This is a genomic window from Allobosea sp. 05T422_2 (assembly GCF_056396265.1).
This window is the reverse complement of the sequence record NZ_JBFTLD010000344.1, coordinates 1-12,018: the sequence shown is the minus strand read 5'-3', so window position 1 is coordinate 12,018 and position 12,018 is coordinate 1. Positions and strand designations below refer to the sequence as shown.

The following is a 12,018-nucleotide window of genomic DNA, read 5'->3' as shown; positions in this document are numbered from 1 at the left end:
CCGTATCGCTGCATGCATCGGTAGCAGGMCTGCGCGCAGTCCCTCCGATGCCCGCTCTCGCGGAAGGTGCGCACGATTGCATCGTCCGGGTCATCGAGCATCGAGCGGATAAGGCGCGCGATAGTCGGAACACCATCGGCCTCACGTTCGGCCAGTCGTCGGCAGAAGCCGGCGCCATTGACCAGGTTGTCGGCGATCTGGAGCATGGGCAGGCCGTTGCGCAGGCGCGGCTCCAGGGCCTCGAACTCGTCGGGGTCGATATCCAGCTCCAGCGACGCCCTCTGGAGCAGCAGCTGGGTGGCGCTGACGGCGGCGGCGCGGATGGGAGCCTGGTAGGGCGTCCTGCCAAGGGCTCCCAGCCGGAGCCCGGCCGGGATGGTCCTGAGGCCAAGATACAGGGCCTCGGTCGGCTTGCTGGACAGGAGCCGGATGCCCTCCATCTCGGTGCCGTCGACGAGCTCCCAGTCGAACCGGCTGGAGGATGCCTCCTCCGTCACGAACTGGTTTTCGAGCCTAGGGCGGTTCTTGACCCACACTCCGCGCGGCACGTTGACCGCCTTCTGATGAGCCGTGCGAACGGCGTAACCCTCGKGCTCCGCGTCCCCCTCGGCTTGGGGGCCGTCGTTCATCCGAAGGATGGAGGCACCCGAGCCCGCGTGGAGGGAAAAGTTGGTCCCGGGCACCGCTTCGACCTGGACATCCCGGATCTCGGCCGCCACGACTCGCCGCACCGGCACGACGTCGCGGTCGTCGTTGTTCTCCTCGGCTCGAAACGACGTTCTGAAGCCTGACGGAACGTAATACGGGCGTGCGTCGTCCGGCGTGACGTCCGCGCCGCAATCGACGCACTGGAACGTCTCCAGGGGCCGCTCGTCATGAAGCGTCCGGCCGCGGCACATCGGGCAAGCCGAGACATGGTGCGAGGAGTCCCACCAGGCGTTCGCCGGCGTGACCGGTAGAGAGAAACCGCCCACGATGGTGGGGCGCATCAATCCTCCGGTGAACCCGATGGCCTTGTGCTTCTGCTTGTCCCTGGTCAGGGTCTGACCGGGCGAGAACTCGAATATCGCGACATCGAGATCGCGATCGACCGCATCCCAGGCGACCTTCTTCTTGCCGTCCGCTCGCAGCCCCAGATAGAGGTTCCGGACCCGCGTTGGCATCCCGTACATCGGGAAGAGGCCCTTCTCGGCCAGGAACTGGGCCAGACCAGCATCGAAATACTGCCCCGATACCCGGTGCTCCATGACTTGACCCATCGTGGCGGCCACGGAAGACCGGGCGACAAGCTCGACGGCCCGTCCGTCGATGCCTTTTCCGATGACGGAGGCGAATTCGTCGCGCGTCGCGATCGAGCGCTCCAATGCCGCTGCCAACAAGTCGGGCCAGCCCGAGTCCTCCTCGTAAAACAGCGCCGCCGGCACGAACTCGCCATGCACGTCGTTGGCGCCGGGATCGTCGCCTGGATACTCGGCGCCGAACTGTGGCTTGAGCAACTCAAACGCCGCGGCCAGCCATACCTTGCGGACCAGGCGCAGCGGGATGTCGAGGTGGTCGACGGCGAGGAACGGCGGCGGCGGAAGGTCGCCCGTGATCGCCTGAGGGGACCGGAAGTAATGCAGGTMGTGGCTCCTGCTGCGGCACAGGGTCACGACGAGGGAATAGGATTGCCCCCTTCGGCCGGCGCGACCCACACGCTGCTGGTAGTTGAACCGTTGCGGCGGCATATTCGCCTGGTAGACCGCCTGCAAGGCGCCGATGTCGATGCCGACCTCCATCGTCGTCGTGACGGACAGCAGGTCGATCTCGGAGGAAGCCTTCTGCAGTTCACGGTCGACCTTGGACTGATCCGCGACGAAGATACCCTTGAAGCGCCGCAGGCGATCCGCCGGGCTACCGGTCTGTCCGGTCAGCTCCTCGCAACGCAGCCTGAAGCCGGAAACGTTCTCCTTGCGACCGCGAGTGATCCGCTCCGCGAGGAAGTTCTTGGCCCAAAGGTCCCGGGCCTCGCCGGTCTTGGCCGCATCGAGCGGATTGCGGCAGCGCGTGCAGTAGCCGACGCCGCGGTGGAGGTGAACGCGCGAGCAGCGCTCGCAACGCCAGTAGGGATCTTCGGCCTTCATCATCCGGACGCCCAACAACTGGGCATCGATCTTGCCGTCGGGATGCTTGAGCGCCCTCAGCGATGCAAGGACGGATTGGACCTCCAGATCCGGGTCGGCCTCCCGGACGGCCTTAGCCAGGGCGTAGACGCGGTTGCCTTTCGGGACGCTGTCGATCCAGGGCGTCGCGTCGTCTGCGAGGTATTTGTTCGACGAGACGCGATAGGCGTCGCCGAAGGTGCGCAACCACGCATCCAGCCGGTCCGCGTCGGACGGCACGTGATCGGTGAATAGGGTCGGATAGCCGAGCCCGGTTTCCTCCAGCGCGAAGTAGGTTCGCGAGAACAGGACTTCGTCGACGTGGGGATCCTGCTTGGCGATGACGTCGTTGCGGACCTCCTGCATCTCCTGGCTTTCGACCCCGGTAGTCTTCCACACGAGCCGATCGCCTTCGCGCTCGAAGAGATCGGGCCAATCGAACCTCTTGAACCGCTTGACGCCGACGTCGTCGGTCGGGTGGATGCCGAGCTTCAGCATTTCCTGAAGCATGGGGCTGGGGGATTTKCCCGCGAGCGCGATCGGCTGCTCTACGATCGTCGAAAGCGGAATGCGGTCCTTGCCCGACGCGTTGGTCATGGCCTCGATCTTTGCCGCCAGGGCAGGCACCAACGCCCATTGCTTCTTGGCGGTGAGGTCGGCCATCTCGGCTTCGAGGCGATCGATTTCCTCGGCGTTGTCCGTCGAGTTCGCAACCCTGTTCGCGATCTCCATGATCATCAGCCGGCGCAGATCCTGGTAGTGGGCGCGCTCGATCTCCATGGCCGCGTTTGCCGCGTCCTGCCGACTGTCGGAGAAGGCCACCGCCTTGGCCAGCGAGCCGCTCGCGTGCAGCACCTCGAACATCTCGGTCGCTAGCAGCTGCGAGGTCTTGTTGAAGCCGGTCCGGAAGCTTCTGATCGGCGAGAAGCGGGGCCTCTGCCGGGGGGCGTAGCTGACGCTGCATGCCGGGCAGCAGTCGGGTCCCGCCGTACCGACGCTGTCGGGATTGCGCTTGTGGGACCGGTGCGGAGTAGCGCAGTAAAAGAGTCTGCCCGGTATCAAGGTCGGATCGGCCGAGYCCGGCAGACCTTTCCTCAGTACGCCCGTGTTCGTGTCGAGMGTGCTCTCGATCCACTCCTCGGAGTCCCCCGCGCCAGCAGGCTTCCGCGTGGAGGGCCAGAACATCGCGAAGTCGTTGTAACTGAGCTCCTCGTAGTGCCCCACGCCACCCGCTTCCGGCAGCGCGCCCAGGTCCGGCGCGGAGGGAAGTAGCTCGATGTCGGACGATCCGTTGGCCTGGACGCCMCGCATGCCGCCAACGAAGACTTCGCCGCAGGCCTCGCAGTAGATGAGCTCGAACTTGCGTTGGTGGCGATCGCCGGTCGTCGTGTAGGTCAGCCCGCGATCGACGGTGACGCCGCCATACGTGATGCTGTCGGTCTCGCCCTCGCGGATGGGTGTCGCGAACAGTCCCTCGATGCTGCGGACGAATTGGTGGATGCGGAAGCTGGGGGTCGTGTCGGAGATCTGGACCCCGAACTTTTTCTTCGCGATGTCGCCGATGCCGCGGAGAACGGCCAGCCCCCGCACCGCCTTGCGCTCGCCTTCGCCCGCGCCGCCGAAAAGCCGTTCCGCGATCGCCGCGACCGAATGGGCTCGAACGGTCAGCTTGTCGCCTTCGCCCGAGGACCTGCACGCCCAGACGAGAGCGCCGGCTGCGGCCTCGATGGCTTCCTTCAACAGCCCCTCGAACGGGTTATTGCCGCCGCCGTTCATCAAGGCACGGTGACACGACGCTAACGCATGGCGGACCTCTGGGGTGTCGTCCACCGAGCGGACGAGTTCGCCCTCGGCGGCAAGAACGTCGACGAGTTCCTGGAAAGGCACCGGGTCGAGGTTGTCGGCGGCGGGCTTGGCGGGAAACACCTGTTCACCGGGAACGATGCACTCGGACCAGCGGCCACGGTCCTCGAAGCCGGCATCGGCGGCCGTGCGGCTCGTCCCGAACGGCCCGAAGAAGCTGTCGAGATACTTGAGGCTGCGATCTCCCTGCTCGCCGACGACGGGAAGCGACGCGCTCGATGCGAGTATCCGAAGCTTGTGACGGCGGTCCGGCTCGTGCAGGCCGAGGCGATGGATTAGGGCCCGGATTAAACCGGCGGTCTCCGTGCCGGCCGAGCCCCGGATCAAATGGAGCTCGTCCAACACCAGGTAGAAGTAGGCGTCGGGGTCCGTTTCCAGCCAATCGCGCGTCTGCTTGAAGATCGGCGCCTCGACCTCGCGCGCTAGCATCGTTCCCAACATCGAGGAGTTGGTGACCAGTATGTCGGGCGGGTGGGACTGCATGTCCCAGCGGGTAAGCATTTCGGCCCCGTCGGTCGCCGGGAAGAGATAGCGGGTGAGCTCGGGCTCCCCTCCGGTTTCCTCGTCATGCATGCAGGCATAGCGATGCCCGTCCTCGAACTCCTTCAGGCTCTCGGCGAGTTCGGCGATCTTACGCTCGCGCCGCTTCTTCTGCTGGGTCTCGTCCGCGCGGCGAGGATGGTCGAGGAACCCTGTCACGGGTGTCGCGCCGGTATAGCGTCCGAAGAAGATACGGTTTCCGTCAAGGTGACGGTCCATGGCAAGGCGCGCCTGCGGGGAATCGAGCGTGCGGCGAAGGCGCGTCATCTGGTCTTCGACCAGCGCGTTCATCGGATAGAGGATCAACGCCCGCATGGCGGCGCGACGGGACTTGGGCTCTCCGCTCCTCTTGGGAACGAATTTCCCGGGGCTCTGATGCCACCAGCGTCCGTTGAGATAAGACGCGTCGGGGGCCGTCCACTTCTTGGCCTCGTTCGCCAAGGCGGCCAGAACCGGCAGCATGAACGACTCTGTTTTGCCCGATCCGGTGCCCGACGTGACGATGCCCGGCTGCCCTGCCCGCGTGCCTCGGGCGAGCATCTTCATCTGGTGAACGTAAGGCTTGAAGGTCTCGGGGCTTCGCCGGGCGATCGGACCATCCGCTACGTCCTCACCGGGGAACAGGCCCGACAGCACGATCTCCACGAAGGCGGCACGGGAGGCCGGCGGAAGGTGGCTGATCGGATTGTCCGCCCACTCCTCCAGCAGTTTCTCCACGCGGTAATCGCACGTCAGGTATCGGGGGACGGGTTCGAGGTAAGGCTCGGCCGCGAGCGTGCCGGGATCCCGGAGCAGGACGCGACGGGTTTCGGCAAGGTCCTCGTGGCGGATGCGATAGGCAGTATCGAGATAGGTCAGAAAGAAGTTGCGCAGGCGTTCGAAACCGCCGATCGGATCTATCATGACGTCTTCCTCTCGGCGTGGATTTCGGCGACCGCCTCGCTGCGACCGACGGCGGGATCGGACTTCGATGGCAGCAGCGCGCTAACGGCGAAGTCGCAGGCCTTGCCGGGTTCAAGCCAAACCAAGGCCGACGAATGGATCGCGAGCAGTCTATTGGCCGCATCGCCGCCTTCGATCCCGCTTCCCGCGATCTTCGCAAGCAACGACCGGCGGTCAGTCGGCGTCAGGGCCGACCGCGTCGGTCCTGATAGGTATCGAAGGTCGGCGGCCTCGATCCCTCCACCCGATACGACTGCCGCCAAGGCGTCGGACTTCACGTTGGCGACGATCATCGGATGAAGACCCCGCTCTGTAGGATCAAGCGGCATTTCCGCGCTCCCGGGGGACAGCGTCGCGACCAAGAGGAGGTTGTCGGGCCCACAGATCCTCGGGCCCGAGGATCGAAGGGTCCAGCGGCATCCTGATCAGAGCCCCAGCGGCCACGACGCTCGCATAGCAGTCGAGCAGCAGCTCGGCGGAGTTGCCGACGACGACGGGAATCTCGCCGGCGCGCGCGAAGATGTCCAAACGGCGGATGAATTTCTCATCGAGGCCGCTCGATGCGGCCGCCTTTCGAGCGATCTCGGGCAGGTCCTCGATGGCGATTGCGCTTACCTCGCCCCGTCGAGGATTGGACCAAGGGGCGTCTTCGATCCCCATGGGAGCCGGGCCGGGCACGGCCGGTGGTGGGACGGCGCCCGTCACCTCCATGATCTGCGACAATGTCCGGCCGGTCTCGCGGATATCCCTCATGATGTCGCCGAGCCCGGCGCTCAAACCTGCGACACTGGCCTCCACGAGGCCCTCCACGCGCTGGAGTTCCTCGGACTTCGCGGCGAGCGCGGTCGTCGCATCGGCGATCTCGGCCGAGAGGGCTTCCAGCTCCAGAAGGCGATCCGCGATGCCCGCCTCGACTTCGGTGACGATCTCCRGGCGAATGCGCTCGATCTCGCGAAGCCGGATCGCTMCCGCCTCTTCCTCCGAGAGCTTCGTCAGCCCATTCTTGATCGTCTGGTCCGCGAACAACGCCTCTGCGATCGCCGTGGCCGCGCCCGTCTCGCGATCGAGCTTGGTGAGGAACTCCCCCAATCGATCGCGCGCGGCATCGTTGGCGCCCGCAGCCTCGCCGATGATCTCCCCGTCACGTAACAGGGTGTGTAGCCTGCTCGACAAGCCGGAGTTGATGACGAAATCTTCGGTGCCTGGGCGAAGGCGCGCAATCTTGTTTATGCGCTTGACGAGGGCTTGCAGGAACGCGAGGTCGGTCTCCCAGTTCACGTAGCCCACGACATCGCGCGGCACCTGGCCGGGCAATAGGAACCGACGGCCCTCTATCGCCACCCAGTCGAAATCGCCGGCTGGCCTGGCATAGGCGGGAACCCGGTCCGCATGCTCCAGATGGGAGAGCACCCAGGTCGTCGGGCCCGATCGCTGCATTCGCGGAAACGCGACGCGGTTCGCGTCAAGCGGCACGATCAGGGAGGAATCCTCCTGAGAGCCCCTGTCGACGCCCGATCTCATGATCAGGTCCCGGCGCTCGTCAGCGGACGCGGTCTCAAGCAGATGGGCGATCTCGATCGCCTCGTCGACGCGATCCGTGCTGTAGTCGTCGCGGGCTCCGGCCTTGGCGTTCGGCGTGACCGTGAACAGGGCGACGTAGCCGTTCGATTTCCGGGTGATCCTGGGATCGAGGCTGAATACGCGTCCCTCATGCGGAAAGTCCACCGGATCAACCTCAAGCCAGCCTTCCGGCCGCGCGACAGCAACAGGTTGCAGCCAGGCGCCAGCCGAATTTCCGAAGGTCTTTTGCCCGATGAAGATCTGATTGCCGTCCAGGTCGGTCTCGTGCCTCAGCATCGCTCGACCTCTCCCCGTTTCATGGTCATGGTCCTGGACCTAGCGGTCCCTCTCGCTCGGCCAAGGACCAACGATCGCAAAAGGTCCTGTCGGCTGTCGCTGGTCGGTGTGGGCAGATCCAAGGTCGCACCCAGCCAACCGGACAGTATGGTGGCATCCTCCCGCCTGCAGCGGGTCACGTAGCGGCGGGCGCCGACGTTCTCGAAATCCAACGCGGGTCCGCACCCGTTCCGAAGCATGAGGTAACGAGTGATCTGGATGGGAAGCGCGCCTGCAAGCGAGAGACGCTCGACGAGGCCCTGGTCGGCGATGAAGCAAAATGCCGGCTTTCCCGCCAGGCGATGGGCCATCAGTATCGCGGCCGATCGCCCATCGAGCAGGTGTTTGACGTCGTTGCCACTCGTTACGCGATAGACGTCGGCGGCGTTTGGCTTGAGGGTCGTTAGCCTTTCGAGTCTGACCGCCCCGGCATCGGCTCGATCGCCTTTCGAGAAGCGCCCGGACGACCAGTTCCAGGAAGCCGCGACGATTCGATGGTTCTCGCTATAGAGGGTCGGTCGAAACTGGATCGCCGATCCCTGTAAGGGGACCTCGGCCTCGGCTCGTCGCAGGTCCATCTGCATCGCTTCCGCGAAGGGTTCGGGCTGCATACCCATGGCGATGCCGGAAGGAATGGCCCAGCCGCCTGCCGACCTGCGCCACTCCACTGTCCCGCCCATTGCCGTGGCCGTGCGCTCGAAGCGACGGCGCGTGAGTTCGGGAACGGCCCCATCGAGCAGTATCGCGCCGCCCTTCGGATACGACAGCAGCCGCGGTGGTCGCAGGAACCAGCGTCGGGCTCGCCAATGGCGCGAGACCCGTGGTTCCGTCCAACCGCTGTCGGCCAGCAATTGAAGCACGTCCCAGACCGCGTAGGGCGTCGGCAGCCGGGGAGCGATCAGCCCCACGATATCCTGTTCGGACCACCCCTGCCTCCCTTTGGCGAACACCACCTCAAGCAGGTCCGAGAAGGCGGCATCGGTCACGCTCCCGACCGAGTGCGGGTCGGCGAGCTCGACGGCCAACGGCGCGCACGCCGCCAGGCTTGGCTCGTCCGGACGCCAACCGTTCGCCAGTTCGTCTGGCTCGATGACCGGAAACTCCCTCGCGTTGGGCTCGAACACCAGGTTCGGCTCGGCCTGAATCACGCCGCCTTCCGCTACGGCGATCCTCCAGGCTCCCTCGATTGGGCCATCGGCGGACAAGCGAACGAGGCGGCCGTCGATCGACGCCGTGAGGGAGCCTTGYGATCCGTCGAATGCGGTAGGCGTGGCGGCGCAACCCTCGGCCGCCTCGATGATGGGGAGGAAGCCGGGGCGGCCCAAATAGGCCTTGTCCATCCTGATGCCGCCGGCCACTCGAACCTTGGCCAGTTCTGACGCGGGGTCCGGCAGTCGGCCCGTCAGCCGATGGATGACGCGGATCGCTTCCGCATGCGTAATCCCGTCCAGTAGACGCCAGCCATCGTTCCCGGCGCGGGGCAGATCGTGCTTGCGGAGGTGATCGTCCCGCACAAGCAGACGGACGTTCGATCCGGTGGGAACGCGCGCGGCTCGCCAGAGACCCCACTCGATCTCCGAGAACGGCAAGACACCTTCAGCGAAACTGCGCATCAGCGAAGGCGGGACGGAAGGAGGCGGGCTCGCGAGAAGATCCAGGATTTCGCTGCGCGCCGCAGCGATGCTGACGGCGTCCTGGTCGGAGGAGAGCTCGACCTGTCCGGCCAGCCTCTGGATCACGCGTCCGATATCCGTCCGAACCGAGTAGGCGTGCTGGCCGTCGGAGTCTGTCGTCAGGTCTATCTCGAACGTCGCATCGAGGTCCGGACCAGGTGGCGCCTTCCGCAAGCCCATGATGCCGACCCAAAAGGGATGATCCGCGAGCAGGCGCTCCCCGAGCTGACGCCTGGCGTGAAAATCCCTGAACGCATGAAGAAAGCCGGCTGACCAGTTATGACGATGTAGCTCGGGCACAACGATGGATATAAGCGCGCTCGCCCTTGGAGTGGTCTGCTCGGCGAAATGACCGAACAGCCGTTCCATCTTGCCCAGGTCGTGACGGGACGGAAACGCGATACGGACGGAATACCCGATCTGTCTCATCGTCCCGAAGCTCGGCAGGATAACGTTTCGGTATCCTTGGCCAGTGCTGCGTTTGGCGTCGATCCATTGTGGAAGCCGTTCCCACAACTTCCGGAGCCCCGTGAGGGTCTGGATGCCATGGTCCATCTTGAGGATTTCCTGCAGGCGGTGGCGGTAATCCCCTGAGGAAGCGACGTCCGGCGCCGCTGACGCGACATGGCAGGACAAGATCAGGAAGTTGAAGAAGCCGGGAACGCGCAGGCCTTCCGGGGGTGAGGGCGAGTAGCCGTAAGTCAAGGCATCGACCAAGGCCTGCCGCCGGAAGATCGTCAGGAACGCGGCGAGCGCACCGGCTGCCTCGCTCGGCCCTTTGCCTATCGCGCGCGCAAGCTCGACGCCCGACACATCGAGGAAGGAGAGCGGCGCGGAACCGAACCCGCCGTCGGAACGGAGATAGTGGCGCGTCAGCGCCTCCTCCCACCTCCAAAACGGCGTCATGTTCGGCAGGGTCATGTCAGGCTGGATGACCCTGCACGTGTCGCAGGACGCTTCTTCCGATCGCCTCGCCGAGCTTGACCGGAACCGCGTTCCCGATCAGCCTCCCGATCGTTTTCCGCGCGATCGGCTCGCCGGGTTTCACAAACCGGTATTCCGGCGGGAAGGACTGAAGGATCGCTCCTTCGCGCAGGGAGATCGCCCGATCTTGGACCGGGTGGCCAAAGCGTCCGCTGCCGAAGCCGTAATACTGGGTCGTGATCGTCGGAGCAGGCTCGTCCCAGGGCATACGCCCATAGACGCCGGGATAGGTCTTGCCGGTATCCTTGTCGTGGCACTTCGCCACCAGGTCGGTCGGCCAGTCGCGCCAGGTTCCACCGGGCTTCGATGCGCGAATGCGCTTGAGGTTGATCGGTGCCAGATCGGCGGCGCAGTGAAGGGGATCGTCGGGCCAGCTCTCGCCGGCCTCGATGCGCGGCAGGTGACCGATGACGTCCCGAACGGTCGCGCTCGCCTTCTCCTCGGCTTCGAGCAGCTCGATAGGGCCGAGCTTGGACGCCAGCAGCACCATGCGGCGGCGAGCCTGCGGAACGCCATAGCGGACGCATTCCACCACTTGATAGGAGACCGTGAAGCCGCTTTCCTCAAGCGACCGGACGAAATCCTGGAAGATGGTCTCGCGCTCGACCTGAGGGACGTTTTCCATCGTTACGATGTTGGCGTCAGCCTCGACGACCAGGCGACCAAACTCGGCCAGCAAGTTCCAGCGGCTGTCCTCGGACGGCTTGCGGGCCTGGCTGTAGGTCGAGAAGGGCTGGCAGGGCGCGCAACCGGCTAGCAGCCGGAAACGCGCGTCGCCGAAGGCCACGCGGATCTCGTCCCCGGTCACCGCCGATACCGACTTGGACAGGAATGCTGCCCCATTGTTGGCCGTGTAGGGATACTCGCAAGTGGGATCGAGATCGACGCCGAGTCGTACGTCGATGCCCGCGCGCTCCATTCCGTGGGTAAGTCCGCCTGCGCCGCAGAACAGATCGACAGCCACGACGCTCGTCGAAGCGGCGGGCTCTGGCTTGGCTGGCTTCTTAGTTAGACGTGGCACGCGCGAATCCTGATCTTCCAATTGCGCGCATGATGCCATGGGGACACGCAAACGAAAGACTGAGAGCCTACGAAAGTTCTGGATTAGGAACTGTATTTTCGTAGGGGGCAGCTCGCTTCCGCAACGGTTCGAAGCGGTTCTGCGAACTGGTAGGCAATTTCCGCTCGTTCAAAGGATCCGCTGACTGGTCGGGTGAGGCAAAGTGAGAATGTCGGCCGCTTCTAGACCTCACGATAATGCCGCGTGTCCATCGAGACGCTTGTCCCCTCTCTCCTCGTCTCCACTAACTCCACGACGGTACAGAGAACGATTCAGAAAATGGATGTCCGGTCAATCCGAGACTGTCCGCTCAGGCTTTGAGCGGACGTCAGGAGAAGCTGTTCGTCCTCTCGGCCGGCGTCGTCCATGACATTGAGCATCTATATCTCGAACACTTAGCCCCCTCTTGGAGATCCGGACTTCACTTGAGCCTCCGCTTCGCCGAAATTGCGAGGCTCAGTTGAATGCGGCGACTAGAAAGAAAATGGACACGGAAACCACGCCATCTGCCCCCTCTGGCATGACACGCGAAGAACTGTACGAGCGCGTCTGGACCACCCCGCTCAACCATTTGGCCGACGAGCTCGGCATGAAAAGCTACCAACTCGCACGCATCTGCGAGGCGCTCAACGTGCCAAGACCACCCGCTGGATACTGGCAGAAGAAGGCGGTKGGTAAGGAAGCCCCCCGTCCCGACCTGCCCGCAGCATTGCCCGGAGACCAAGTCCGTTGGGATAGAGGCACACCGCTCTCAGCACCTCCACCGAAGCGCGTGTACCGCCGTTTGGACCGGAAAGCGGCCGATCGCGCTCGAAGGCCGACGCGCCATCCCATGCTGATCGGCGTCGACGAGTCCTTCCGGAAGTCGCGCACCGACGAGAAGAACGAGTTCCTGCGGCCCTACAAGTATCTCCTGCCC

At 64.8% G+C, this 12,018-nt stretch carries 5 protein-coding genes and 1 pseudogene; 1 reads left to right on the top strand and 5 read right to left on the bottom strand.

The window, feature by feature from the left end; translation table 11 throughout:
* From AC1DJT_RS33365 to AC1DJT_RS33345, 5 genes are all read right to left on the bottom strand, one after another.
* The coding region (locus tag AC1DJT_RS33365; protein ID WP_476835755.1) for a DEAD/DEAH box helicase at positions 1-5,447 on the bottom strand (5,447 nt) is incomplete at its 3' end.
* On the bottom strand, positions 5,444-5,779 hold the full coding sequence (locus AC1DJT_RS33360) for a hypothetical protein (protein WP_476835754.1): 336 nt from the start codon (positions 5,777-5,779) through the stop codon (positions 5,444-5,446). The genes AC1DJT_RS33360 and AC1DJT_RS33365, both read right to left, overlap by 4 nt.
* Positions 5,780-5,804: 25 nt before the next feature.
* On the bottom strand, positions 5,805-7,343 hold the full coding sequence (locus AC1DJT_RS33355; protein WP_476835753.1) for a hypothetical protein: 1,539 nt from the start codon (positions 7,341-7,343) through the stop codon (positions 5,805-5,807).
* Positions 7,337-9,976 (bottom strand): hypothetical protein, encoded by a 2,640-nt coding sequence (locus AC1DJT_RS33350; protein ID WP_476768766.1) that lies wholly within the window; start codon positions 9,974-9,976, stop codon positions 7,337-7,339. Before AC1DJT_RS33350 ends, AC1DJT_RS33355 begins: the two co-directional genes overlap by 7 nt.
* A 1-nt stretch (position 9,977) precedes the next feature.
* Positions 9,978-11,081, bottom strand: coding sequence for a DNA cytosine methyltransferase (locus AC1DJT_RS33345; protein ID WP_476768767.1), 1,104 nt, complete (start codon positions 11,079-11,081; stop codon positions 9,978-9,980).
* A 502-nt stretch (positions 11,082-11,583) separates the two neighbouring features.
* Here AC1DJT_RS33345 and AC1DJT_RS33340 point away from each other — a divergent pair.
* Positions 11,584-12,018: pseudogene (locus AC1DJT_RS33340) on the top strand (hypothetical protein); the annotation flags it as partial.

Coding starts and splice junctions, on each gene's coding strand:
- AC1DJT_RS33360 (WP_476835754.1), bottom strand. CDS start 5,779: ATGATCGTCGCCAACGTGAAGTCCGACGCCTTGGCGGCAGTCGTATCG.